Here is a 26,770-nt window from a genome sequence, read left to right on the forward strand (position 1 = left end):
AGCCAACTAGTTCAGACTCAATCTGACAAGTCAATTGTAATAACCTCTATGAATCACACAGATAAAGCGTATTCGTGATGAACAGGCTGTCCTTTCTCAAAAACTCGATGATGCTAAACATGAAGGCATCCTCATCAACGAAGAAAAAGGTGAAATGAAAGCTAAAATAGTGTGGTCAAAAACTCACTCAAGGCCGGTGTCTCTATTGATGTCATCTCTGAAAACAGTGGCCTTTCGGTAGATGAGATTAAGAAATTTATTTAACCTTATCCCGATTCAAATGGCCCTGAATAAAAGTGTTATTCAAATAACTTTGAGGCTCTAATCTCACTTGCTGTTCTTCTAAACCTAACTTATCATTTCCTTTGTCCAAGATCTGGTATATTGATTGATTTAGTACTACACTTAACCTGCTATTAAATTCTAGCATAAACTTGTTAAACTTTTTCGAATTTAATTTACCAGGATACCCTGCTTCTCTACCAGGACACGCCTTCTCTACATATGAGTTCAAAATCCCTGAAATCTCGGTAAACTTACCACTCATGACTTTTCTAGTAATCTCTCTATGCATTCCCATATAATCAATATTTAATCGATGCATTGACACACCACTCTTTAATCCAGCTTGCTCTACTAACTTCTCAAATCTCTTTGTAATATTGAGTGCATATCCCTGTGCTTCTAACAGTGATATAGACTGATCTAGTGTAGAAATATACTTTTGACCCGTAACCTTTCTAACCAATACATCAAGTAACATTATTGTACTATTTACATCCATTATTACATCAACTTGTGAGATTGGGCTTTTAGTTGTAGTGCTTGGGTTGGAATCTAATAACCCACCTATAGAGCTTTTTACCCAACCAAATAAATCATTTATCCATGAAGACGTTCGAGTAGCACTACTTGTAACTCCTATTTCATCATTTTTCAATGAATCTTCATTTTCTTTTGCAATACTAAGGTGATTATGTACACCTATTGATAGAGAGCTGTCTTCCTCTTGTGAGTGTTGATGACGTTTACGCCTTACAAGATTAAGATGTTGCATGTTTTCTTCATTTCTCCTTATTCTTCCCTCCAGAAGGTTTCGTATCTCTACACTGTCTTTTTTACTAAATTTGCCTACTACGGATAAGGCTCCTCTAACATCAATATCATCTCTCTTATCAATAATGAGCTTAACTACATCCAACTTACCATGAGCAGCTGCAGTATGTAAAGGTGTCCAATCATGTGCAGTAACTTTAATACCTGCTCTAGCATTAGCATCAGCACTCTTATCAAGAAGAAATCTTGCTATTTCTAAATAACCATCCCTAGCAGAACAATACAGAGGTGTAACATTTCTATCACCTTTAGCCTCAATATTAGCACCGTTATTTATAAGAAGTGTAACCAAATTTAAATTATTATCTTCAGCAGCATAGTGTAACATTGTCTTACCATACTTGTCTTTTGCATTTGCCAGAAAATTTGCTACTTCTATGTTATGATGTTCTAATGCTATTTCAAAAGGTGTCTTACCACTATTATCTTTAACATTAATGTCAGCACCCCTCTCTATAAGAAGCCTAGCTATACTCTCATCAGTAGCCTTGTGCAAAGGCGTCTGACCAACATTATCTTTAGCATTGATGTTTGTATCACTATTCAGAAGATCTGTAACTTTACTAATATCTCCACTTTGCACAGCAGTAGATAATCTTCCATCATATCCACTTTCTCTTTCCTTTAAGAGGAAAAATATTTCTTTTCCTACTTCCCAGTCAAAAGCATAGACCTCATCATGTTCTGTATGATTACCTCTTGTTATCATATCTATAACATGCTTTTGCCGATTATAGTAATTAAGAGAGTGAGCAATTTCATGTGCTAAAGTCGATTTATATTCTGGATGCAATTTTATATAATCTTCATCTACATAGGACAGATAATGACTTAACCCATTAGCATGACCAACAACATAACCACCTTTAGATAAACTTGCTCGAGTTTATGGATATGCATCAGCGTAATCTCTCAGATTGTTGTATATGTAGCCTTAAAATGTAACATCTACATTGACGGGCAAGTTATACTTCTTTTTATAAGCACGAAAAATATAATTAACTCGTTCTTCAAGACTCAGAATAGCTTTATCATCTAATTGATCGTAATGTAGCTTATACTTAAAATATGTCCCTTTAATATTGAAGATTTTTGAGTTTGGTAGCTTTATTTGAAGCTCTATTGAGTTTATGTCCTTTTTATTATCAACTACCATTTTTCTGACTCATATTTTTATTATAAAATAAGATTCAACCACTATGGATTAAAATCCAAAGATTGAGAGAGAGCATAGAATGCTAACTTTCGACTTGAAAGTCACCAAATTTATCTTCTTTTTTAGAGTGATTTTCAATATAATTTTTTATCATTTCGTCAGTTACATTTCCGCTATTCCTGACAAAGTAGCCTACTGCCCATAAGTGTTTTCCCCAGTATCTTTTTTTTTCAGCTCTGGAAAGTTTTGCTGGATTTTTCTGGAACTTTTTCCTTTTATTAACTGCACTAACTTACTAATACTTAAGTATGGGGGTAGAGAAACGTATACATGACTTGAAGCAACTCTACCTCTGATAATTTCTACTTGATTATTTGCACATACTTCTTGTACAACTTCTTTAGCTTTCTGTCCAATATCTCCAACTAATACTGGATATCGATATTTTGTTATCCACACTATGTGATATGTACATTCATATACAGAGTGACTGCTTTTTCTATAATATTACACATTCTTTCAGATTTTTTACCTTAAAATTATATTCTTAAAAGGATGGACTTCAAGTCCAGGGTTTTTCTCCCAAATTTGGGACAATAAATCTTGTTTTACAGTGAGTTGCAATGTATTGCTTGCCGCAAGAATGAGATACGTAGTTATACGTGTTAATCAATCTTACGTGATTGCTATTGCCATATTGTATAGTTCCACCACGCAAATCAGCAATAATGTTATCAGCTTTAGTATCCATTACTACAGTATTTTCTTTTCCCATTCCACCTTCAAGAGTACCATACGTAGAACCATGAATAATGAAGAGAGTTTCATTATTTTTTGAGCCAATATAATGTATATTACTACCCTCTGGAGCATTCATCACTGCTGGATAATTCGCTCCTGCTGTTAACGTTTCTGCCCCTAAATATAATACTTATCCTTTAGGAAAGGTTTGCTTTTTTGTATTGCCAGGATCTTTTCTTTTCGGATTAGTAAAGATAAAAGGTTTGCCTAAGAGCCTGTCTTGAAAAGAAATGAGAAAGAGAATATGATGAGATAAGTAAAAAATAGTAGGTAAAAATGTATCCAAGTGATATAAGTGACAAAGAATGGGAAATTTTGGAGCCAAGTGTTGCACAAGGTGCAGTAGGACGGCCAAGAAAGCACAATATTAGAACAATTATTAATGCAATAAGATACATAATGAAAGGTGGTTGCCAGTGGAGAATGCTGCCAAAAGATTTTCCGCCATGGAAAACGGTGTATGATTATTTTCTCAGGTGGCGTAATAGTGGCAAATTGGAAGAAATACACGATATGTTAGTAAAAAAGGTAAGAAAAATGGTTGGCAAAAATGAAATACCTTCGGTAGGAATAATTGATAGTCAATCAGTGAAAACCACTCAAAAATGGGATCCAGAGGATATGATGCTGGCAAGAAAATAAAGGGTAGAAAACGTCATATCATTGTGGATACAATAGGCCTAATTATTACAGCTGATGTTCATAGTGCAGGCATTCAAGATCGTGATGGTGCTCTAAATCTTTTTACTCAAGCTAAACGAAAAGCTCCAACGATACAAAGGTTTCTCGCTAATCAGGGATATATTGGTAAACTGCAAAATTACTGTTTATTGAAAACAGGATGTTTATTGACGATTACTAAAAAATCAGCTGATGCTGTAGGATTTCAAGTTATTCCTAAACGGTGGATTGTTGAGAGAACTTTTGCTCGGCTTTCCAATTTTAGACGTATGAGCAAGGATTATGAGCATTCTCCTCTTACTTCAAAAACTAATATCTCCTTTAATATGATTACTATTATGCTTGCTAAATTAGCTGCTTAGTTCCTTGCAAGACAGGTTCTTAGTAGTGTTTTTTCAATCGCATTAGAAACGCCAAATCCTTTTGTCAGTATCACAAACCAAAATATAGAATTCATATGAACTTACTCACAAAAACCATCCTTGCTCTTTATGGACTAGAAAGTCGAAAGGGAATTTTTATTGGTTGATAAGATTAAGATATGGAAAAGAATCATGTATAGAGTATACTCTGCAGTACATCAGATTCTATACTCACTACCATAATTTACCCCAACATTAATGCTATCAAGTGCATGTCTTTAAACAGAACTGAAACACGAAGTTACCAAAGAACCAACATGGTGAAATCTGATACTACCAAAGCTTTTCTGAAAAATAATGGATTTGCTAACAAGACTCTTCAAGTATCTTACCAATTGAGACAAAAGTATTTTCACACTTCAATGTAGAAACTCAGACAACTCACCGACTCCAAAACCGTAACCAACCATAAAGTAGTTCAACGCGTAATATCCTTAGCTTCCTGAGAAGATTGAACACACTCTAAGCTGCCAGAAGGCACATCGGAAGGGAGAGAAACCGGATTGTCAGTGGACCGAAGACTGCTCACACTACTAGCAGAAGAAGCTGCACCACTGACATGTTGAGAAGGCAAACTCGAACGAACATGGGAAGGGAAGCGACCAATGTCAGGGAGACTACGCGAGCGAGGAAGAGAAGCGTAGGCGAAACGTTGAGGTGGAAAAGGAGGGGCATAGGCGAAACGTTGAGGTGGAAAAGGAGGGGCATAGGCTAAATGTTGAAGTGGAAAAGGAGGGGCATAGGCGAAATGTTGAAGTGGAAAAGGAGGGGCATAGGCGAAACGTTGAGGTGGAAAAGGAGAATTATTAGATGTATAATAACTAAGATAACTTGCTTGACCATAATCTTGACAAGACACACTACTTCTCAAACTTTCCCTACTTGTTCGAGAGCGACTTCCACTCTCTCCTCGAGAATACTCACTACTTCTCAAACTTTCCCTACTTGTTCGAGAGCGACTTCCACTCTCTCCTCGAGAATACTCACTACTTCTCAAACTTTCCCTACTTGTTCGAGAGCGACTTCCACTCTCTCCTCGAGAATACTCACTACTTCTCAAACTTTCCCTACTTGTTCGAGAGCGACTTCCACTTTCCATGAAAGATGTTTCCTGACTTTTTAGACCCTTATCACCACTTTGAGGCACACTGCCCGTAAACTCAGATCTGGAAGAAAGCAGCACTTTAGGTGATGCTAAATAACTACTGCAAAGTGCACTTTCCACAACCCTAGATAGATCTATCACCTTCTTAGCTGGAGATTCGGAACTCGTAGAAAAGTTTACCATGATTTCACTAGAGACAGAGGCTTGTGAAGGAAGCGGCGAAGAACTCGCTTTAACAAGTGAGGAGAAATGAGGCAGTAAAGTTTCACCACCACTTCGAGAACGCTCACTACTTCTCAAACTTTCCCTATCTTCACGAGGAGGTACATCTGATCCAACAATCTCTAGAAAAGACTTGACAGCTTTTTCAGCTTTCTCGAGTTGCAAACACAGTCTTGTCATGGAACCCAGAAAGCTTTTTAAAGACGCCTCTTGAAGTTTGTGATGAACTATATTCCGACGAAGACTTATGATCAAGGACGAAAAATTTCTGACAAAACTAACGAAGTTTTCCCCCTTCAACTCACCAACACCTCGCAGAAATGTAAGACCAGATGCATCAGGAACAAACAATTTATAAAGATCTAAGGAGGAAATAAAAAGGGCTTGTGAGATCGGTTCCAGTTCTAGAAGACTGCTTCGAGCACGACGTTTATCAAGACTACAATATTTCATCAACTCTTCAATAAACAGTGAAAGTGCCGACTCACTTCTGCACGCGCCCAGAAAATTATTTAAGGAACTAGCACTTTTGTTGAACAGGAAAAGCTGCTCAATAAAGGCGGAGGAAGAGGGAGAAGGTAAATTAACTTTATTTTCCATAAAATAGCCAGAGAATTAACAAAATCCCCTTTATGGTAGACTATTTTGAAAGCATTTCAACAATTATTTTTATTAACAATGCCTTAGAGCATGTCTTTAAACTCAAGAATAGGCTAATTTGCGAAGAATAATAGTGATCATATTAAAGAAATATTGTTTTTGAGGTATAAGGAGGAGAATGCTCGTAATCTTTGCTCATGCATCTAAAATTGGAGAGCCAGGCAAAAGTTCTTTCAACAATCCAACGCTTAGGAATAACTTGAAATCCTGTATTAACTACTTTCCTGGCAATCGTTAACAAACATCCAGTTTCCGATAAACAGCGGTTTTGTAACTTACCCATATATTCTTGATCAGCAAAAAACTTACGTAGAGTTGGAGATTTGCACTTATCTTCAGCAAAAAGATTTAGAGCAATATCACGATCTTGAATGCTTGCGCTGTGTACTTCAGCAGTAATTACAAGACCTGCAGTATCTACAACAATATAGCGTTTCCTGCCCTTTATTCTTTTGCCAGCATCATACCCTCTGGATCCCCTTTTTGAGTGGTTTTTACTGATTGAATGTCAATTAGTCCTACTGATGTAGTTTCTTTCTTACGCTAATTCTGGATTAAGGGAGGAAGAAAGTATAGTAAATAGAAGGCTTTTTGGGTTTCATGGAATAGGAAATAAGAGTAGAGAAGATATGAACCAAAAAATTAGTAAGAGATCTATGGCGAGTATGCTCAATTTCTAATCTGTTTTTCAAACAACCAAAAACCGTTTCAATAATAGACCTTTTTCTCAGCAAGATCTTTTCATTTAGTGAGATTAGCGCATTTTTCATATTTTTTTTCACTTTGGTAATAAGCTTTAATCCGCGGTCAAACAACTCTTGAAAAAGCTCCTTTTTTATATAACCCTTATCACCAAACAAGAGACCTGTTAATTTTTTTGTTAGATAGGATACAGTTTTTTTGTCATCAACATTGCCTTTTGTTAGCGTAAGTGCATGAATTTCTCCTTTATCATTAATAACTAGATGTAATTTGAAACCAAAAAACCATCCTTAAGAGCTCTTGCTTAATTTTGCAATACCAGCAAAAACCTTATTTTTAGATATTCTTTTTGCATGGCAAATTGCAATAGGAGTTGAATCATTATATGAGATACCAGTATTTTTAGAATTTTCACAAAGCCACTTTAATAACATTGCTAAATGCTATAGAACCCTAGGTTTTAGTGCAACAAACCTAGTATATGAAGGCAACTTTGAAAAATCTGATTTGTAGAAAAATGTTAAGTGATGCAGGTAGAAAGCTTTGAAATTTTCACATGGAGATTGTTGATAGAGAAGAATTATTGTAATGATTTCAGAAAGTGTAATTTCTGGTATTCTTGTAGGCTTTTTGTTGCTTGAAAGTAGTTTATCTGCAAAGTTTTCCTCTATAGCTTTACAAAAATCGTCGACCAAGCAAAATAGTTCCGTTATATCTTTATCCATGGGTATCCTCACTTTAATTTCTTAGTATTAGCTGAGTTTACCCTATTTCCGCTTCTTTTCTAATCCAGAATGGCTTTGTTGCATAGCACTGATAGGCATGTAAACCACAGTGAATTTAGGAAGATAATTTAAATTTAGCCATACCTATATCAGTAAATTTGTTTAGCAAGTAGCACTTAATTAACAGCTCTTTTTCACGATTTATCTCTGATTTATTTTTCAAGCCAAACCCAAATATTTGCTTTAACCTATAGAAAAAGACTTCAATATAAGATCGTGCTCCATACTTAACTTTTTTCTTCCATTCATTAATACCATCTTCATAGTTCTAATATGACCTAATTCTACTAATATACTTGTTTCTTTCTGATAAGTAATCAGCTAAACAAATTTTAGTATCCTTCCTAGGGCGAATAATAGGCACAATATTGTATTTTCTGCATTCTTTATACACACTTCTTATATCATAAGCCGCATCTGCTCGAATAGAACAAATGTTATATTTATTACTGACTTCCTCTAACATATCGTAGACCGGCAAATAGTCCACAGCAACACCACTAGTGTAGTTCATGCTTATTGCTTTCTTATCATTTACGTTTAAAACAACATGTAATTTTCTTACTTGACCATAACCACTGTATTTTCTTTTTCGAGTATTAAGCTTACTATGCCCACCGTTATTACTGTAGATACTAACTCTAGTGCTATCTACGTCAATTTCAATATTTTCCAAATCATCTTTATTGGTTCTATGGTCATCAATCTTCAAATTAAGCTTTTTAAATCTTCTGGAAGCTTGTGTATAGCTTATAACCTTAAGTTTTTTGCCTATTTGTACCATATAACCTTTTACAAAACCTACAGCTTGTCTCAGGCCAATTCTAAAAAGATGAACTATTATGTGTATTAAAATTACAACTTTATTACTATAAATGTTATTACCACCTGCAACTTTTGGACTGTTTTCGTACCAATTTTCTATGGCTTGATTAACAAAATGAAAAACATTTCCTCTTTTTTTGAGAAACTCGTTATATTCTCTTTGGTTACTTACTCTCATTTTTTGCGGCATAAGTTGTTTGAAAAATGCCTATTTTACAACAAAATGCGTTAGTAACCATATATTTAAAAGCTTTTCTCCTTACAATAACCTCAATCAACACTAGCTATGCAACAAAGCCATACAGAATTAGCGTTAAATGAAAAGATCTTGCTGAGAAAAAGGTCTATTATTGAAACGGTTTTTGGTTGTTTGAAAAACAGATTAGAAATTGAGCATACTCGCCATAGATCTCTTACTAATTTTTTGGTTCATATCTTCTCTACTCTTATTTCCTATTCCATGAAACCCAAAAAGCCTTCTATTTACTATACTTTCTTCCTCCCTTAATCCAGAATTAGCGTTTCTTATCAATTATTTTTCTTACTTTTTTAACTAGGAAATTGTGAATTTCTTGCCATGTTCCACTTTTTTTAAGTGTGAATTGCAGCCATACACGACCTTCCATGGCAGAAAATCCTTGGGTAATTGTCTCCATTGACACTCTGTTTTCATCACATAGCGAATTGCATTAATTATTGTTCTAATGTTATCTTATAACACACTTCTTAACTCCTTCCTATATGGTTTAAGACATGCTCTTACATGAAGCTTCTACAATGTAATTCTTTCAAAACTATCACACATTCAACCACTATGGATTGAAGTCCATAGAATGAGAGAACGTGGAATGCTCATTTTCGACTTACCGAAATTGTCTTCCCTTTTAGGGTGATTCCTATGATGTAGTCCTTTATCATTTGATCAGTCACATTCCGTTAGTCCTGATAAAACAACCAACTGCCAACAAATGATTCTCACCGCCCAATATTTTTCTTTAATTCTGGAAAACTCTACTGTATTTTTCTCAAGCACCTTCCTTTTATCAGTTGTACTAATTTTCTGATACTCAAATATAGTGGTACTGGAACATATATGTGGGCATGTCTTGATGTTACTTTACCTCTCTACTTAGTTACTTCCACATACTGCTTGAATTACCTCTCTTGCTTTTAGCCCTATGTCTCCAACAAGAACTAGGTATCTGTATTGAGCAATCCATACTATATGATAAATACAATTGTATGCCGCATGACTGCTATTTTTATAACATTTCACATTCCTCTAAATTTTTCACCTTTCAATTTATATTTTTGAAAGGATGGACTTCAAGTCCAGGGTTTTTCTCCCAAATTCGGAACGATAAAGGGGAAATGATATATCCGAATACATGGAAATTTTTTATAAAAAACAACAACGTCTTTCCACTGTTAACTAGGCTCTGTGAACAAAATTTTAGAGAAGCCATATGAGAGCTCCAACAAAATTTAAAAATTCCATGTAAACCTCTGCGGTCTTGTCAAATCTGGAAAAAATGTGCCTAAAATTTTTGATTTTACTGAAAAATCTCTCAATTAAATGACGTTCTTTATAAATATGCTCATCATAGTATCTTTGCACTTTTCGATTCCTTTTTGATGGAATTACGATTTCATATTTCCTGTTTTCAAGGCTGACCACAAAAGCATTGCTGTCATAACCCTTATTAGCTACTACAATGGAGTGATAGACATTTTTTGTTAATACTTCAGCTTGTGTAATTTCATTCCTCTGGCCAGGAGTCAGTATAAATTTTAAAGGATTTCCCAATGCATCAACAAGTGCATGAATTTTAGTTGTAAAGCCACCTTTGCTTCGCCCTAAAGCTTCTTGATCCTTCGATGTATATCCAACTGAACATGGATGGCTATAATGATCGCACCGTCGATTATGACGGCTTCTAAATCTGGCTCTTGTTTTGTGTACTCCAATAAATTTTTCCAAATACCCCTTTCGCACCATCTCTTAAATCGTTTATGTATACTTCTGTAATTGCCATAGATTTTTGGCAAAAGTCGCCATTGGCAACCACTTCGCGCCATATATCACACTGCTTCTATGAATATTCTTAAACGTCTTTCGTCTTTACTATGCATTCCTTTTATGCCTCTTATGAACTCTAAAATTTGTTTCCAATTTTCCTCTTTGATGTAATATTGCATATGGTAGTTTCTCCATTCTTTACCTATTAGGCTAAACTACCATCTTTTTCTCTCTTTTCATATTTTTTGTCCACAGAGCCTGCGTAATAGAAATTTTTTAACTTTTCCTGTACCTTTTCTAGGTTAAGTCAGACTTCTGATTTGTAAATTTACCTTTACTTTGTTTGGTTTTTCTTTTATGTATCATGACATTTAGTCTTTTTAGGTTTTATGGATTTTTCTCTCTACGTTGTAGGCGATCATCTTGATTTGACAGGAGTACAAGAACTCAATCCTACAAAATTGCAAGAGTTCTTGGAAAGCGAAGAAGTTGGTAGAATGGTACATGTTCTTTCTTTAAGTCCAGGGGTGATCGGTCATGATCTTGCTGATTCTAATAGTGATCTTGGTGCTATTTTCTCTATTCTTGGTATACATTGGCTTAAGTCAATTAACCTAGTAAGAAAAGAAGATGAAAGTATAGGTATCTCTGGTGACGATTTTTGTGAACTTCGTTCCTCTCTTAGAAAATGGAAGAGTATTCATTCTATAAACATAAGAGGTAACTCAGATATTGCTGTGGATGCGTTAGCAAAATTACTTACATTTGAATGTACTTCAAGATTGACTTCCCTTGATATGAGCGATATCAATCTCTCAGGTAATAAAATTTATGATTCTCTCCGTTCTCTTGAAAATCTTTCCAGTCTCTATTTAGCAGGTAGTTTGAGTAAGCAAGGAAGCCTAAAAACTCTAATTGATACAGGTTGTATAAAACAACTCACTTGTCTTGATCTGAGCAAAAACACCATGAGTAGTAAAGATCTAGTTGTTTTAATCAGTAGCGATCATATCAAAAAACTTACTCATCTTTACTTAAGTGATAACGAGATTGATGATAAAGGTCTGAAACTTTTAGCTAGGAGCCAATACCTTACAAAACTTACTCACCTCGATTTAAGCAATAATGCGATTGAATTTTTAGATGTAAATTCTTTACATAACAATAATCTCGTGTCTCTTGTCCATATTAATCTTAGCCATAACTTAAAAGGTAGAAGAGGTTCAATTGTCACTGATCTATTCAAAATTTGTTACAAAAATATTACCTATCTTAACTTGGCTTTTTCGTTTCTTATTACTACCGATACCATAGAAAGTTTATTTCAGGCAAATAATTTAGAAAACCTTGATTTTCTTGATATAAGTGGTAACAGCATTCAAGGTGAAGTTATGGAAGCTTTAGCCCGTTCTATGATTGGAAAACTTAAGCATCTTCACTTAAATAAATGTTCAATTACTGATAAAGATTTAGCTATATTAGGTAGTAGTGACTGGATTAAGAATGTGAACCATCTCTCATTAGGTAATAATTTACTCACTCTGTTGGGATTCAATACACTTATTGAATCCCAAGGTTTTAAGGCTCTTACCTTTCTTGATTTGAGTGGTATCAGAAGTTGCGAGATCGGAAATAGTATAACTCAAGGTAATATTAGAAACGTCACCTCCCTTGTTTTAGCAAATTCCATAATTAATGATGATCTTTTGAAAACTTTAGTGAATGTCCTTGATCTCAAAAGACTTATTTTTATTGATTTAACAAATACTCGTGTTTCTTTTTCATTCATAAAAGATTTGATTAAATCCTATTTCAAAAGTCTTCTCTCACTAAGCTTATCCTTTGATAGTGATAACATTAGAGAAATGCAGAGAGATGTTGATTCTTTAAGTGAAGTTGTCACTGAAAGGTTAACCGTCACCTTTGCTAGTTCTATTCTAGGAAAAAATAACACCCAATTCAGGACTATAGTTCCTGGATCTAGAGGTAGATCACCCGATAATGATTCTAGCGTGCAATGGGGAAATGATCGCTCTCATAATCTAAGTAATTCTTTAAGTGTGACAAGTACTAGTGGATTAGACTTAATCAACCATGGTCATCATTCAAAAAATGCTACTATTATACCTCGTATTGTCGTTAGTCAATGCCAAGCTAATGATGGTTCGGGGGAAGCTTCTCAAACACCACAAACAGAAACAAATCCCCGTCTTCAAGTAAGAAATGCAAGCCAATCGGAGAGGTGTTACTCTTATGTAAACGTACCGGTAACTTTTATTAAAAAAAAAACAACCGTAAAACATCAGTTTTTTGCCAGTAGTATGGATAACCATGCAAAGTTATCAGAGTGGATGCAATTATCTTGTAAAGCTTTTCCCTCTGATATTCCCCTTGCAGAAAATACAACAGCGTTTGGATTAGCATTCTCTGTTCTTGATTTAAATTGTTTGAAGTTATTTACTGATAAAAACCTTGGTTCTCTTGTGGAGATTGCTTTATTTGAATGTAAAATCGGTGATGAAGGTGTAAGGCTTTTGGCTGAAAATCTTCCGCCCTCATTTACTACAATTAGTATAAAATACAGCGACGTCACTTATGCTGGCGTATCATATTTATTTAGGCGTGGTCTCTCATATATTAATGCATCACACTGTCGTCAAAATTCTACTTCGGATACTTCTACTCAGCAGAATCCTTTTCCTCCTTCATCTGAAGATGTAACTTTTCCTATTGGCTCAAAGTTTATTTTAAAAGATATGCTCATGTTTGGGGGAGAATTCAAGAAGTATTTCTTGTCTGGTAACGTTAATTTTTATGGAGTTGTTCAGCTTGATTTAGAAAAGAACTTCTTGAATGTAGATGATCTTTCTGCTTTGTCTGAGAAAGATGTCAGTAATCTTGCGAAATTAGATTTAACTAATAATGGTCTTAATGATGACTGCGCAGTAGCTTTAAAGAATTGTTCGTTTCCGGACTCTATGGAACTTAATTTAGGAGATAATAATATTGGTAATAGAGGTTTACAATCTTTGCTCGAAGCTGTTTTTTTTGAAAATCTTTCTTTACTTCGTATGAACAATAACAGATTTGATCATAAAGGTTGGGAAATCTCAAAAACTCTTGCTTTTCGAGCCCTTCAATACCTTAATTTATCTGAGAACTCTATTGGTCCTATGGGTGCAAAACTCATAGCCTCTCATGAATACCCGAGGCTTCAAAAGCTTTATTTAAGTAGTGCTGGTATTGGTGATGAAGGTATGAAATATTTGGTAGAAAATAGTTTTCTATTACTTTCCTTAGTTGGTTTAAATTCTAATGACATTGGTAGTGCAGGTGCAGTAAGTTTAGCTCATGCAGCGTGGCCAAGGCTCGCTCATTTGACTTTAGATGGTAACCCAGTTGGTTGTTCAGGTGTATTAGCTTTTGCTGGTAAAAATTTGCAAAAGCCTAGAGTACTTTCCCTAGGTATTGTACCTCATGTCCCTCCCGAATGTATAGGAAGTTTATTCAGGTCTAGTTTTGAAGTTCTTAATATTAAAGCTGTTGCTAAGACTCCAGCTGACGTGGAACCTTATGAAAATTCTGGGTCGTTAGATAATGGTCAAGCAATAACTTTTTCTTCAAATTCGAAGTTTGCGTGTGTAGACATGTGTATGCCTGGTGGAAGTTTTGCACAATACTTCTTATATGGTAAGATTGACTGTAGAGGAATTGTTCACCTTAACTTATCAGGAAATACTCTCTCCACAAATGATATTGACGCCTTTGCCACTGCAAACATGGAACAACTTGATATTCTTATATTAAAAAATACTAATATTAATGATGAAAGTTTAGAAAAGTTAAGTAGTATTAGTTTTATGAGAATTAGAGAGATTGATTTATCTAATAATTCTATTAGCGGTGAGGGTGCATTGAAAGCTCTTCCTAGTTGTCGTTGGAAAAGTACTGTAAAAGTTTTCCTATTTAATAACGGAAATATTGATAAAGGTCACGAAATTCGAATAAGTAATTCTTGCAAAATTCATGTCCTTTTCGGTCAGGAATACGATAGGTATTGTAATTCATCTCGTAATTCATCTCGTAATTCATCTCGTAATTCATCTCGTAATTCATCTCGTAATTCATCTCGTAATTCATCTCGTAATTCATTGAGTCATTCATTGGATCATGCATCTGGTCATTTCTCTCATGATTCAATCGATGAATTGTCAAATGATTCAATCGTGAACATGAAGTTGACTGGTCGTACAAGTTCACCTAATCTAGGTTCTTTGCCAACTGGATTAACTAGGAAGAGTGTTCCTTCCATTGATAATGATTGCTCAATCTATTCTTCTTCTCCTGGAGATGGTGCTTCAGAGATCCTAGCAGGTACAAGTACAAATACTGGTAATATACGAGTAAATAACGGTAATCCATTAAATAACTCTATTCATTTCTCAGCTAACCATGCTTGTGCTGTTAATGAGAGTTTACCTTCAAGTACTAGTGATGTTGCTCAAAATTCAGTTCACAATGGTACTAATTTGTCAAAGAAAAGGGCTAGAAGTCCAAATGTGTCACCACCTATGCTGAAGAAATGTTACAAGAGTAACGTTCATAATTCGATTTCCAATAGTGCAGAAAGAGAAATATCACCACTTGGTGATTCTGGTAATTTTAGTAGCCCGCAGTCTAATTTAGAACATCCTGAAACTAGTAGTATTTCTCGCTGTAGCAAGGGTAAGAACGATAGGCAGAGGTAATAAGTGATGAAGGAAGTGTTAAAAAACGTACGCGCCAAGTCAAGAGATTGTAAGTAAATTTAGAGAAGTTAAGGTGAATACCAAGTTTTTTCTGTACTTACGTCAATATTTAATAGGGCACGTGGGCAAGTTAAATAAAGTAGAAGGGCACTACTAAATAGGCAGACGTTAATTGAGCGGTATATAGTGCTAACAAAATTTAAATGATACAACCATTTCTAGAACTAAAAACCAGCAAGCGTGAGAAGGGTTTGTTTTGGGATGGATTGGTCTACCATGTGTACCATACGAACTTTTTTATATGGTGATTTTATTATACGCTAAAACTAGCCATATTAGCTCATTTCATCCATATCTACATACGAACTGTTTTGCCTAAGCTTATTGAAATAATTTAAATCTTCTATTTTTACAATCCTATTTTTACGCTGCTTGTTCTCAAAAATATACGACCTTTTTTGCAATTTTTAAAATAGTCAATAATTCAATTCTTTATAACACTAATTAGCATGGTCTTTTTATTAAATTTATCCTTTCAAAAAGACTGCGCATTGCTTTAACCGTATCATAATATTTTGCATATAAATCTATTCGTAAGAATTCAAAGTATAAATGAGTTAATAGATTATACTTAAATCATTTGTACCTATAACATATAGTGCATACAATATATTATCTGTTTATTTTAGTAAGTGGTATAGGTATGTTTAATTCAAAGCAGGTAGTACAACATAGCTTATTTGGCAGTAATGGTTTTAAAAATACTCTATCTTGTGAATTTGAAGATTTTCCTGAAGAAATATTTGAAGTTGGCAATAAAGAAAATCAAGAAATAAATAGTTTAGAAAGTAAAATAGAAAAACTACATTACGAAGAAATAAGTGAACTCACAACAAAGAAGCAAACTCTAGAAGGGAAGGTAAAGGTACTTGAAGCTGAGTTACAAAGAAAGACGAAAAAATTAATTGAAAATAATCAAGATATTGAACAACTAAAACAGGAAGTAGAAATATTATTATTAGAAACGCAGAGTAAAACTGATGTAATTAAAAACTTAAACGATCAATTAAAAAATGTGAAGAATGAAGTTTATTTAACAGATAAAATAAATGAAGAGTTACAGCAAAAATTGAATCTGTCTGAAGATGAGTTAAGTACAGTAAGAAAAGAAAGTATAGCGCTGATGAGCAGTATAGGAAATTTGAAAGGTGTTTATGAAAATCAAATACTAGAAAAAGAGAAGGAATTTAATGATGTAAGAGATCAATTTTCTGTTCATTTATCAGAGCATGAAGAACTATTTGTAGAATTCAATAGACTACAGAAGGAAAACGAGAATTTAAAACAAAAAAACCTATATATTAGTAATGAAGTATCTCTTGCAGATGAAGTAAATGAAGAAAACGTAAGAAAAGAAATAGCAAGACTTCAACCTGAAGTAGAAATTAGGGATATTAATGATGATCAAGAATCAACCTTGCTATATGAAGAAGTAGAAAGTTATCAAACAAGTGAGTATAAAAACCTTGAAAACACTGATTTTGAGATTGGAGTATGGAATAAAGCTGACAATGAAAGTAGCGATGATCAGGAATCAACCTTGCTGTATGGAAAAACAGAAGATTATCGAATAAGTAAAGATAAAAATCTTGGAAATACTGATTTCGAGATTGGAGTATGTAATGAAATGGATAGTGAAAGTGACAATGTTAGCCCTTGCCCTGATTATGATGAAAGTTTTGGTAGGCGTTATAGTCAACTATTCTATGATGAAACCATAATTCATAAAGAAAAAGATACTTTTGTTTTAATTCGTCAAAAAGATTTTTTTTCTCTAGCAAAACTAAAACTGAATACAAGAGAAGAAGAAAAGTATGAAAGTATTTGGCAAAAAATAAATAAGATTCATGATTATCTGGACATTTTAGGTTACTCTGGTAGCGAAGAAGATTATGACAAGTGCGAAAAAGAGCTTGATAAAGTTATAAGCGAAGCACTGAAACAACAAATAATGCTCACTTTTCCATATAAATCTGATATGTCCTTGATAGATCGTATAGCTGACACATTCCCAAAGCTATATTTATCTGCTGATACTATTCGAATTCATGAATTTTTACACAGGAAAAAAATATTTCAGATAATATCAGAAGGTGCATCTTTAAATGGATTTAGTGAAGAAGAGCATGAAGATTTTGTAAACGTAATTTGTTCAGATATGGACACTTTAATTAAACGATCTGCAAATCTTGCAAAGCTTAAGGAATTAGCATTTGAAAGTATTATAAAAAAAAGTGAGCAAATAGATGAATATAACTTTGAACTTGAAATAGATAATGGATATTTTTGTATAGGGTATCCACAAAATAGTACTATTGAAGTTTCAAGGATATTAAATAATCAAAAAGCTAAAGATTTAAATCTAAATATTGGTATACTGCAAGTTGGAAAAAGTATAGTTAGAGTTGAAAACATAGGAGGAAGTAGAAATTATACGGACGTCTCAGGAGAGAGTATTGAGATGTCTTTTACTACTGAAGTAGGAGAGATCAGTATTCATCTATGTTCTAATGAGAAAGATAGTAATAAAATAGAGGTGAGGCTTGTCGATGAAGTAAGATTTAACAAATTAGAGAATAAATCAAGTTTAGGACAGAATTGTCTGTTAGGAGGAAAAAGTGTTTTAACAGCAATAGAAAATGGGTATTTTAAAATAAATAGCAGCGTATTTGAAGAGTTAGATAAAACTATTAAACAGTCAGATTGTACAATAGAGAATCCATCTAGCTTTCTAGAGGGAGTTAATAGAAATCAACTACTCAAAATAAAAGCAAGAGTTCATGGTTGAGGATTATGATGATACAAATTACCTGTATTATACTAAAATGTAAACACAAGAGGAGCAAAGATGCTTTTTAATTTAGAGCCAGGCGGTGTTGGTTATGGACCTAAACATAGGCTTGCAACTGTAAAAGTAAATGATAAAGAAGGGAGTGTTAAATAAACCATAAGCGTCAAGTTAAGAAGCAAGTGTTAGAAAGTTCAATGAGCTTAGTGTGGAGACTCTAATTTTTCTATACCTGTCTTTCACAGAAAATTGTGACCAGTCTGTGGTAAGCTTTTTTAGGAAGATTCTCAAATTATTAATTCTACTGCTTAATGCTAAAAATAACTCCCTAATTCTTCTTTTTAGTTCGATGAATGCCTTTGTTAGACTAAGTTCTGTGTCCTTTTTTAGTTCTGTACAACCAACTATTCCATGAAATATAAGAACTGCACATAATTTAGCATATAATTCACATAATACCCTATATGGCTTTCCTTTCAGTTTATCAAGTCTTATATGGCTCTTATATAATTTGAATAATAGTTCAATTTGCCATCTTGCTCTGTAAATTGTTAATACCTGTTCAGCACTAATTTTATTCTCTGAAACATTAGTTATGAATATTGACCAATTCAATAACTTTTGGTTCCTTTTAGAAGATGTATACCCATGTGATTTTGCTAATCTATTAGCCTTTCTTCTTCTGGCCATGGACTGTTCTTCAGTTAGCTTTTGACATATAATTCTTACTTTAACTTTTGTCTCTTTTCCTAACAGCACATCATTTTCTAGAAATAATTTATCCTCTAAACATTCTAATAACTCTATTTTTTGATTTGTTTCTATATCATATATATTGGTATCAACGACTTATAAAATAAGCTCCTGTTTCATTGAGTTGCTTAAAAGAACTTGGCACAAAATAACCCAGGTCAGATATTAGCAAATCGTTGTTTGATATACTGCTTAAATACCTTATATACCCATGGTCTGACCTTATTCCCTCTGTTATGTTAAGTTGGGTTAATGTTTGATTTAGGTAATCAAAAACTAGTTGTAATTTTATTACAGATTTAGTATTGCTTTCATAACCACTGTAGCTTGTGCCATATCCTTTATACATGTTTTCCATACTATTATGTAGGCTAATATAGCTACTGTCCAATAACTTAACACTTCTAAAGTGCTTCAAAATTCTACAATTAATTTGCAAAATACCTTTAAATAACATTAAAGATTCATTATACATCCTTTTCATAAATTCCACTGCTTCCTCGGTAAATCTAAAGTCTAAACCCTGTTTTGTCATCTCTATCGAGTCTTCATTTAATAATTGACACATTGTTTCTATGCTACAATTATCAACCCCTATATTTCCCAAGACCATGGCTTTTATAAACGATGAACCTCTTAGCTTTCTCTTTCTTTTTATGAACCCTGTTCTAATTGAGATTTTATCTGCTTTTTCATTAAAAAATTCTTTGAGCTTTTTTGATAAGCAAGTTATTTTATTCATTGGTTCTCTCACTAAAAGTATATCTGGGAGAACTTATACCTTATTATTCTATCTCTTTCATACCTTTATTTCCTTAACTTGACGCTTATGGTTAAATAAACTGTGTCAAACCGAAAAGAAAAGTAATAAATTGATATAAAAATGGAGGTTTGACATGAGTCAAAAAATAGCAAACAGAACTACCGGATTGGTAGACTATAAAGAATTAGAAACAAATATTTTATCATCTATAAGAAAAGGTAGACCGCTAACGGGAAGAGATGGAGCATTAACACCATTTATAAAAAAGCTGTTGGAGGCAAGTCTGGAAGGTGAGATAGTTGTCTGTTGAAAGCGAGGAAAATAATCGCAGAAATGGGAGGAATGGAAAGACTTTGCGGACAAGTGCAGGTTCATTTGAGCTGCTAACACCAAGAGATAGGAAGGGAAGTTTTGAACCGCAAATAGTCAAAAAAAGACAAACAACAGAACTTGAAGCAAAGGTCTTAAGCACATATGCCAGTGGCATGGGATAAAGAGTTCACATGTTGAGGAAATATATGACCACAAAATATCAGCAGCAGAGATATCTAGTATTACCGATAAACTGCTACCAGTAATCAATAGAATGGCGCATCCGCTCACTGCAATCAGTGTATCCAATAGTATTTATGGTTTTTTAAGGTCAAGGAGGACGGACATTGCATAAGTAAATGTATGTATAATATATTGGGAATAAATCAAAATGGCAGAAAAGAAGTATTAGGTTTTTATTTGGCTGAAAGTGAAGTTCTGGTTGGGAGTACTAAATGACCTCAAAGAAAGAGGAGTAGAAGATATTCTAATTGCCTGTATTAAAAAGCTTTCCTACCGCTATAAATAGCTAAAGCAGAAATGCATAGTGCATCAGATAAGGAATTCACTGAAGTATGTATCTAGCAAAAGTTTTCATAAATGATTTGAAAACGTGCTTCAAGTAAAGAGATTGCTGAGAATTATTTGCTTGAGCTAATGGAGTGAAAAATATCCCTTGGTTACAAAATCATGGCAAAACAATTGGGAAAATTTGTCTGGTTATTTTAAGTATTCTGGACCAGTTAGGAAGCTCCACCAATCCAATTGAGGGATTGCATAGGCAGATCAGAAAATTTACTAAGACAAAAGGCTCATTTACCAACACAAACGCCTTGTACAAACAGGTATATTGTGCTATAAAAAAAGTAGAGCAAAAATGGGTCATGGCTTTATCCTAATTGGGCATTAACTATTTCTCAGCTTGATATTTTCTTTCCTAACAGATTGAAAATTCAGTTGAGCTAAAAATTCGGTTTGACACAGTTTATTTGTGTGATTCATAGAGGTTATTACAATTGACTTGTCAGATTGAGTCTGAACTAGTTGGCTTGTTAAGAGATTTGCATTTTTGAAGTGATTGTAGTTTCTGATTGTGTTTACAATTTTGCATGACAAACGACTCTTTTGATAAGATATAGTTTTTCACTTAAGCAAGGAATCGTATTTTCCAGTTCCTTATATTTTTCCCAAGGAGTTTTTCCTTGAAGAGCGCTATGAGGGCGGTGTTTATTATAATACTCTTCCCAATCCCTAAGTTTAATTTGCAATTCAGAGCTCTTGATGGTAACGATACTGTAAAACTCATCTAAGTCTGTACGCTGTGCTCTTTCCACTTTACCATTTAAGTGTGGAGAAAACGGCTTAATAGGACGAAATTTAATTTTCCATTCCTTCAAACATTCTTGCACCTCATAAGCAAAAAATTCTTGCCCTCTATCAGTTTGAATCCTTTGGCAATGGAAAGGTATTCTTTCTCTTAGTTGTTTTAGGAAATCTAAAGTGTTTTTTGAAGTACTTCTTGAATATAATGCAACAATTTTATAACGTATCTATAGCAGTATATTGATAAAGCCCTGACGATATTTTGCACACATCCATCTGCACACGCTCTCCAGGTACTTTACAGTTATAACGCTTGACATGTTTGCGATAATGACGTTTAACATGCAGAAGACTTACACTATGTTTTTTGAAAATTTTGTGTATAGTAGCCAATGACAAGGATAAATCATATAGACGTCTTAACTCGGTTTCTTGCCCCTAGCTTTCTAGTTTGTCTTAGATGAAGAATAAGCTGCTCATCTGATTCATTGATCTTTTGCAAAGGTGAAGTTTTAGGCTTACTACTGAGATCTACTAATCCTTTTTCACCTAACTCTTCATAACGTTTGTACCATTTACGTAAGGTAAAACGTGAAATACCATAATGCTCTTTCCTGCATGACCAAACTTTTTGTATAGTTTTATCCAACTCAGACGTAGTTTAACCCTAGATTAACTAATTTATCCTTTGCAATTGTAATAAGGTCTATAAACTACTGCAAATCCAAATTTCTATTTGACCTTATATTCTTATTGTAATAACATCTATGAATCACACAGTTAATTTTAAGGCCAAAAATTATACAAGAGGTCTGTTAAAATCACGTATATCGATTGTCTTGAAGTCACACATTTGTTCTGTAGAGCTATGTCCTGTAATAATTACTATACCGTTTTGCTCAGAGCGTATTGAGATTAGATTTAATATTAATTCACACGTTGCACTGTCTAGATTACAAAATGGTTCGTCTATCAGCCAAACGTTTGCATTAGAAATTAAGAGGCGAGCAAGCGCAACTCTTCTTTTCCAACCTGCAGAAAGTTCACTATATTTGATATTAAGTACAGGTTGCAACTGTAAGCAACAAACGGCTGCCATAATTAATTCTCTAGTATTCCGTATTCTTGCCCAGAATTGTATGTTTTCACCAACTGTTGAGCTATCTTTACAGGCATTTTTATGGCCTATATAGACCATGGAAGGTATATAGGATTTTAGGTCATCATATATGTCTTTTCCACAGTACATTATATTACCTGACACTGGCGGCAAAAGTCCAGATAAACTTCTGATTAAGCTGGTTTTGCCGCTACCATTTGGACCAGTGATTAAGATTTTTGATTTTGGTTCAGCTTTAAAATTGAGGTTTTTAAATAATACTTTGTTATTACGAGCACAGGATAGATTTTTACATTCAAGCATCTATTGGACCTTTAAAGAGAACTTGGAGCCTAAACACTTCAGTGTATGAACATTGGATAGCTTGCACAACAAACAGTCAGTGTTTGACATACAACTGTACGAACATTGGGTTTGTAGGTAGCAGATGGTGTCATTTCAGTACTTGACACTGGACTCCCGATACAATGTTGAACACTTTTTTTTTGCCTTTCGAGAGCGAGTTCTTTCAGCCGAAACACTACATGCACGTTATCATCATCAACTTCAATGCGTTGAACTAATTTTCTTATTATATCAAGTTTAGTTTCCCAATCCGCCTGATTAAGTTCCAACTCAACCTCAGAGGAAAAACTTTCTACACTACTTGTGATAAAATCTAATTCCCTCTGTAGCCTCTTTTCATCGACCATTTCTTCCCTTTGATCTCTAATTCCTTTTAACTCCTTTGCCATGCTCTCAACTTCTAAGTCATATTTTTCCTTCGTTATATGACCTCTTGCATATACATAAGCTAATCTTTCTATACCTTGTTCTATTTTATTTGCACGCTTTTCAATTTCATCCTTTGCCTCTGTACTTTCATGTTTCACGAGTCTGAGCTGATATTCCTTAGTCATTGCTTCTGGTTCTTTGAGTACCATCTTTACTTCTTCCCATACTGCTTCTTCTAGTATATCAACTTGTATTGATTTGCTGTTACACACTCTATTTCCACCAAAACGATTTCCAGGGCATCGATAGTAACTTCTTCCTCCTTTAACATTACTCATTCCATAATAAATGTATTTACAACACTGACACACAATTAGCCCTTGTAATAGGTACCTTCTCCCACTTCGTTGCATTCTTGCTCTTTTTCTATTTTCAGATAGTTGCTCTTGTACTATATCAAATTTCAACTATATTTGGTATTTCTATATGAATCCAATTCTTTTTCTCAGTTTGATAAATGGAATAACTTTTTTTCCTCACTTTCCATATTGCTCTCACTTCTTTTTTTATTGATTCGTTTTACCAAATGCTGCTTGTCCTTTGTATGCTGGATTCCTCAACATTCTACACACTGTACCTGAATGCCAATTTCTTCTGCCCTTTGGAGCAGTAATATGCCTTCTTGTAGTTTCTTTTAAGCTCTGACCTATCCACTCAAACAGTTTACGCACTACTTTTGCTTCCTCTTCTTCAACTTCAAACTTTGCTTCTTCTCTGACTACATGATTTATATAGCGGTATCCATAAGCCCATTACACTTATACACCCTTTCCTTGCTGCATGGAGTTTTCCCCTTCGACTTCTTTCCATTATCTTTGCACATTCGTATTCTGAGATTAATCCTTGTACTCCTAGCAATAATTTTGACTCTGGATTATTTTCAGTCTTATAATTTAGGAATATTACTTCTGCTCCTTCTTTCTCAAACTCTTCAAGTAATATCATCTGGTGCGAAGATTTTCTTGATAGGTGAATGAATGTAAATTTTATTAATTTCACTTTCTCCTACTTTATCTCGTAAACCTTCTCGTTTTAAATTCCACCCACTAAAGTCATTGTCCTTAAATTTATTCTCATTCAATAATTTATGTTCATCTGTAGCAATTCTACGCTCAAGCTCTACAACTTGACTCTCTATTGTATTGTTCTGTTCTTGTTTCCTCGATGAAACTCTTGCATATAAGGCCACTGTTGTCATTCTTTTCCACCTCTTTTTTATTTAAAAATTCCTTTTTCTTTCTTTCCATTAATCGTTTTAGTAGTACTCCGTAAGCATCTGATAAACACTTGTCTGATAACTTACTTGGTTCATAATGACGATGAATAGTAAACGTTCTTTCTCGCATATTTTTCTCCTGTAAATGCTTTAGTAGTGAAGGAAGACTTGCCACTCCCTTTTTTTCCATCAATCCATTTACCTTTGAGAAAAAGACCAATTGTTAGCTTTCTACAGCCCTTCAAAATTGGTATTAAAGACTGTTTTATCTTCTTTTATAGCCACTTTTATCAACTCTTCCTTCGCTGCCTCCGCTTTTCAAATAACTCTTCAATACTTCAGTTACTTCTTTACTATTTTTTGCATAATCCATTGCTGTCATTCCAAATTCATCCTCTTGCTCTATTTCTCCTCCATCTTTTACTAGCTCCTCCACTATTTCTTTTTCACCTACCATACATACAAGGTGCAGCAGTGTGCATTTACTGCCATACTCTTCAGCATTTACACTTGCTCCTGACTTTATCAATTCTCTAACTGTTTCTAGATGTTTCTCCGTTATCGCTAGATGCAGTGCTGTATGTCCTCTTACATCTGCTGCATTCACATTCGCTCCGCAGACACACAAATAAAAAGTACATTTTATCCATTGACGTAGGTGGAATTAGAGGAATAATCTCAGCAATTGTTCTAGTAGAAATAGAAAAAAGAACAAGAAAGAGGGTAGCTGAAATCTTTGATCTTATGGTAGGGACCTCAACCGGTGGAATTGTTGTAGCAGGATTATGTAAAAAAGATGAGTGAGGAAATCCTCAATATTCAGCCAATGATTTAGTTGAGCTTTATCAAAAATACGGTTCATATATTTTTAAATCTTCATTCTTCAGGCGATCAATATTATCTTGGTTTAATTGTTCACAATACCCACATAAAAATATTGAATCTGTACTGGATAAATATTTTGGAAAGGATATTCTAAAAAATACATTAAGTAAGGTACTGATAATAAGTTATGATATTAACAACAACTATCCTTTCTTTTTTAAGATCTGGAAAGAAGATAGAAATTTTATCCCTCAAACAGAATAAGATCTGATTTATTAATTAAGTAATATAGTTAGTAATTACATAAATTTGACATATCATTAAAATAGTATTAAACTAGATGCATAAAGCAATTAATTAGGGGGTTTTAATGTTCAGTAATATTATAGAATCTTGTGCTAAATCATTAGCTAAAATATCTAGTAACAAGAAATTTTGTAAACCATTCAATTTCTGTACAGAAAATAAAGACTATCTGTTAGATCTGTCAGTTCTAGAGCTGGTTCAAAAAGGTACAGTATTTCTGCCAAAAAAAAATACTACCTAATGATATTAGTTGGAGTGTTTTCAATTTTACTTATCAAAAAGATCCTTTAATGTTAACAATTTTATTGAGATACTTCACTCACAAAAATTTACTTCAAGAAGCAAAAGATGATTTGAATAGAATAAATCGCAAATTACAAAGTGAAATGAATAATGATCTAAAAAAGCTATGAGACGAGCAAAAGCAATTAGAAAACGAATTAGCTAAATTACTTGATAAAGAAATGAATGCTAAACATGCTAAAGTACTCGCTACAAATAGTAACACAATAGCAAAAATTGCACCTAGAATTGAGGAAATTGAATTATGTAAAGGGAACATAAAAGAACTCTTCAGTAATGAAAAAGCGACAGGTAGCACTTTTTCTGAGGAGGAGAAATATTATTTTATGCTAAAAGATGAGCTTACAAAAATGATGGAAAAAGAACTAAAAGCTTATGTAAAGGGTAATAAGGATGATGTTGAAAAAACATATCAGAATCTTAACAGTAAAGCGAAAAAGATTATAATATTGCATCATCTAAAGAAGTGCTCGCGGGTGTGCTTATTAGGCTTTTTTTTATTCTCGATTCTTTTTGTAATGTCTGTTATAGTATCATTTCTCACTCCTGTGCTTGTAGAATATACTGCTGTTATAAGCTTTATGCTTTTTAACTTTTGTCTCCCTATATTACTAATGTTACCAATTCTACTGCCAGTTGTTATTACGCTACTTGTAGTAGTAGGTGTAATTCACTTAGTAAATAGGCATTATGAACAAAGTTTTGTGAAGGAGATGGAAGACTTTATAAAAGGATCAAAATATGTAGATAAAACAACTAATACTGAAAATATAGAAGAACTAAAACAAGAAGAAAAAGAGCAGATGGTGGAAGACTTAATAGATCTTTCTTATAATATAGATCTTTCTTATAATAATGATGAATGTGAAGATCAAATAACACCTTCAGCACCAACATTGGAGGAAGTAGTGAAAGGATCGTTCTTGTATCCAAGTCTTGAAAGATACTTGCCTTCTTCCCCTAATATAATGGAGTAAAGAAAGT

The 26,770-nt window shown here is 33.8% G+C and carries 21 protein-coding genes and 10 pseudogenes; 10 read left to right on the forward strand and 21 right to left on the reverse strand.

Annotated elements, in window-relative coordinates; genetic code table 11:
- Positions 1–58: 58 nt before the first annotated feature.
- Positions 59–264: pseudogene (locus tag AAE962_RS06120) on the forward strand (transposase); the annotation flags it as partial.
- On the opposite strand, the gene AAE962_RS06125 reads toward AAE962_RS06120, so the two are convergent.
- The 4 genes and pseudogenes from AAE962_RS06125 to AAE962_RS06140 all read right to left on the reverse strand — a co-directional run bounded on the left by AAE962_RS06125 (position 257) and on the right by AAE962_RS06140 (position 3,149).
- Positions 257–1,909: an ankyrin repeat domain-containing protein gene (locus AAE962_RS06125; RefSeq protein ID WP_343288988.1), complete on the reverse strand. Its 1,653-nt coding sequence runs from the start codon at positions 1,907–1,909 to the stop codon at positions 257–259. The pseudogene AAE962_RS06120 and the gene AAE962_RS06125 sit on opposite strands and share 8 nt — an antisense overlap.
- 141 nt (positions 1,910–2,050) lie before the next feature.
- On the reverse strand, positions 2,051–2,272 hold the full coding sequence (locus AAE962_RS06130; protein ID WP_343288989.1) for a hypothetical protein: 222 nt from the start codon (positions 2,270–2,272) through the stop codon (positions 2,051–2,053).
- A gap of 82 nt (positions 2,273–2,354) precedes the next feature.
- Positions 2,355–2,734, reverse strand: a pseudogene (gene tnpA / locus AAE962_RS06135) (IS200/IS605 family transposase).
- A 100-nt stretch (positions 2,735–2,834) separates the two neighbouring features.
- Complete coding sequence (locus tag AAE962_RS06140; protein ID WP_343288990.1) at positions 2,835–3,149, reverse strand: hypothetical protein; 315 nt, start codon at positions 3,147–3,149, stop codon at positions 2,835–2,837.
- A gap of 200 nt (positions 3,150–3,349) precedes the next feature.
- Between AAE962_RS06140 and AAE962_RS06145 the strand changes: the two genes are divergently transcribed.
- Positions 3,350–4,116 (forward strand): IS5 family transposase gene (locus AAE962_RS06145; protein WP_343288991.1). Its coding sequence is split into 2 segments (ribosomal slippage): positions 3,350–3,701 and positions 3,701–4,116, totalling 768 coding nucleotides; the frame shifts between segments, so codons are not numbered across the junction.
- Between the two features lie 478 nt (positions 4,117–4,594).
- On the opposite strand, the gene AAE962_RS06155 is transcribed toward AAE962_RS06145, so the two are convergent.
- The 4 genes and pseudogenes from AAE962_RS06155 to AAE962_RS06165 all read right to left on the reverse strand — a co-directional run bounded on the left by AAE962_RS06155 (position 4,595) and on the right by AAE962_RS06165 (position 8,665).
- Complete coding sequence (locus tag AAE962_RS06155) at positions 4,595–6,103, reverse strand: hypothetical protein (protein ID WP_343288992.1); 1,509 nt, start codon at positions 6,101–6,103, stop codon at positions 4,595–4,597.
- 142 nt (positions 6,104–6,245) lie between these two features.
- On the reverse strand, positions 6,246–6,665 hold the full coding sequence (locus AAE962_RS06795) for a transposase (protein WP_410543845.1): 420 nt from the start codon (positions 6,663–6,665) through the stop codon (positions 6,246–6,248).
- A gap of 52 nt (positions 6,666–6,717) precedes the next feature.
- A pseudogene (locus AAE962_RS06160) lies at positions 6,718–7,590 on the reverse strand (IS982 family transposase).
- A 328-nt stretch (positions 7,591–7,918) separates the two neighbouring features.
- Positions 7,919–8,665 carry a transposase gene (locus AAE962_RS06165; protein WP_343288737.1) on the reverse strand — a complete coding sequence of 249 codons (747 nt, stop codon included), beginning with the start codon at positions 8,663–8,665 and terminating at the stop codon, positions 7,919–7,921.
- Positions 8,666–8,794: 129 nt separating this feature from the next.
- Between AAE962_RS06165 and AAE962_RS06170 the strand changes: the two are divergent.
- Positions 8,795–8,983: pseudogene (locus AAE962_RS06170) on the forward strand (transposase); the annotation flags it as partial.
- Between the two features lie 45 nt (positions 8,984–9,028).
- On the opposite strand, the gene AAE962_RS06800 reads toward AAE962_RS06170, so the two are convergent.
- The 3 genes and pseudogenes from AAE962_RS06800 to AAE962_RS06180 all read right to left on the reverse strand — a co-directional run bounded on the left by AAE962_RS06800 (position 9,029) and on the right by AAE962_RS06180 (position 10,674).
- Positions 9,029–9,148: a transposase gene (locus tag AAE962_RS06800; protein ID WP_410543830.1), complete on the reverse strand. Its 120-nt coding sequence runs from the start codon at positions 9,146–9,148 to the stop codon at positions 9,029–9,031.
- Between the two features lie 132 nt (positions 9,149–9,280).
- Positions 9,281–9,751, reverse strand: a pseudogene (gene tnpA, locus AAE962_RS06175) (IS200/IS605 family transposase).
- A gap of 177 nt (positions 9,752–9,928) precedes the next feature.
- Positions 9,929–10,674: pseudogene (locus AAE962_RS06180) on the reverse strand (IS5 family transposase).
- A gap of 210 nt (positions 10,675–10,884) precedes the next feature.
- Here AAE962_RS06180 and AAE962_RS06185 point away from each other — a divergent pair.
- A complete protein-coding gene (locus AAE962_RS06185; RefSeq protein WP_343288993.1) occupies positions 10,885–15,243 on the forward strand; it encodes a hypothetical protein in 4,359 nt (1,452 codons plus the stop codon).
- A 703-nt stretch (positions 15,244–15,946) separates the two neighbouring features.
- On the forward strand, positions 15,947–18,091 hold the full coding sequence (locus tag AAE962_RS06190; RefSeq protein WP_343288994.1) for a hypothetical protein: 2,145 nt from the start codon (positions 15,947–15,949) through the stop codon (positions 18,089–18,091).
- A gap of 171 nt (positions 18,092–18,262) precedes the next feature.
- Here the strand turns inward: AAE962_RS06190 and AAE962_RS06195 are convergent.
- A pseudogene (locus AAE962_RS06195) lies at positions 18,263–19,586 on the reverse strand (IS4 family transposase).
- Between the two features lie 154 nt (positions 19,587–19,740).
- Here AAE962_RS06195 and AAE962_RS06200 point away from each other — a divergent pair.
- A pseudogene (locus AAE962_RS06200) lies at positions 19,741–20,885 on the forward strand (IS256 family transposase).
- Between the two features lie 131 nt (positions 20,886–21,016).
- Here AAE962_RS06200 and AAE962_RS06205 read toward each other — a convergent pair.
- The 9 genes and pseudogenes from AAE962_RS06205 to AAE962_RS06245 all read right to left on the reverse strand — a co-directional run.
- On the reverse strand, positions 21,017–21,328 hold the full coding sequence (locus tag AAE962_RS06205) for an integrase core domain-containing protein (protein ID WP_343288788.1): 312 nt from the start codon (positions 21,326–21,328) through the stop codon (positions 21,017–21,019).
- Positions 21,329–21,648: 320 nt separating this feature from the next.
- Positions 21,649–21,891, reverse strand: a complete 243-nt coding sequence (locus AAE962_RS06210) for a helix-turn-helix domain-containing protein (RefSeq protein ID WP_343288912.1) — start codon at positions 21,889–21,891, stop codon at positions 21,649–21,651.
- Between the two features lie 150 nt (positions 21,892–22,041).
- On the reverse strand, positions 22,042–22,665 hold the full coding sequence (gene ccmA, locus AAE962_RS06215; RefSeq protein WP_343288995.1) for a heme ABC exporter ATP-binding protein CcmA: 624 nt from the start codon (positions 22,663–22,665) through the stop codon (positions 22,042–22,044).
- Positions 22,666–22,703: 38 nt separating this feature from the next.
- Entirely contained in the window at positions 22,704–23,543 is an 840-nt protein-coding gene (locus tag AAE962_RS06220; RefSeq protein WP_343288996.1) for a zinc ribbon domain-containing protein, read from the reverse strand.
- Positions 23,544–23,642: 99 nt separating this feature from the next.
- Positions 23,643–23,807, reverse strand: coding sequence for a recombinase family protein (locus tag AAE962_RS06225; RefSeq protein WP_158619483.1), 165 nt, complete (start codon positions 23,805–23,807; stop codon positions 23,643–23,645).
- Between the two features lie 25 nt (positions 23,808–23,832).
- Complete coding sequence (locus AAE962_RS06230) at positions 23,833–24,081, reverse strand: recombinase family protein (RefSeq protein WP_343288997.1); 249 nt, start codon at positions 24,079–24,081, stop codon at positions 23,833–23,835.
- On the reverse strand, positions 24,068–24,334 hold the full coding sequence (locus AAE962_RS06235) for a recombinase family protein (protein WP_343288998.1): 267 nt from the start codon (positions 24,332–24,334) through the stop codon (positions 24,068–24,070). The genes AAE962_RS06230 and AAE962_RS06235 overlap by 14 nt, the downstream gene beginning before the upstream one ends.
- Before the next feature lie 110 nt (positions 24,335–24,444).
- Positions 24,445–24,597, reverse strand: coding sequence for a hypothetical protein (locus AAE962_RS06240; RefSeq protein ID WP_343288999.1), 153 nt, complete (start codon positions 24,595–24,597; stop codon positions 24,445–24,447).
- A 20-nt stretch (positions 24,598–24,617) separates the two neighbouring features.
- Positions 24,618–24,968: pseudogene (locus AAE962_RS06245) on the reverse strand (ankyrin repeat domain-containing protein); the annotation flags it as partial.
- On the opposite strand from AAE962_RS06245, the pseudogene AAE962_RS06250 reads away from it, so the two are divergent.
- The 4 genes and pseudogenes from AAE962_RS06250 to AAE962_RS06265 form a co-directional block, all read left to right on the forward strand.
- A pseudogene (locus tag AAE962_RS06250) lies at positions 24,950–25,414 on the forward strand (patatin-like phospholipase family protein); the annotation flags it as partial. The pseudogenes AAE962_RS06245 and AAE962_RS06250 sit on opposite strands and share 19 nt — an antisense overlap.
- A gap of 133 nt (positions 25,415–25,547) precedes the next feature.
- Entirely contained in the window at positions 25,548–25,724 is a 177-nt protein-coding gene (locus AAE962_RS06255; RefSeq protein ID WP_343289000.1) for a hypothetical protein, read from the forward strand.
- Between the two features lie 49 nt (positions 25,725–25,773).
- Complete coding sequence (locus AAE962_RS06260; RefSeq protein ID WP_343289001.1) at positions 25,774–25,896, forward strand: hypothetical protein; 123 nt, start codon at positions 25,774–25,776, stop codon at positions 25,894–25,896.
- 51 nt (positions 25,897–25,947) lie between these two features.
- The gene (locus AAE962_RS06265; RefSeq protein WP_343289002.1) at positions 25,948–26,763 is read left to right on the forward strand and encodes a hypothetical protein; all 816 of its coding nucleotides are present in this window, start codon (positions 25,948–25,950) and stop codon (positions 26,761–26,763) included.
- Positions 26,764–26,770: the final 7 nt, after the last annotated feature.

Source organism: Wolbachia endosymbiont of Encarsia formosa (assembly GCF_039540065.1).
Lineage (GTDB): Bacteria > Pseudomonadota > Alphaproteobacteria > Rickettsiales > Anaplasmataceae > Wolbachia.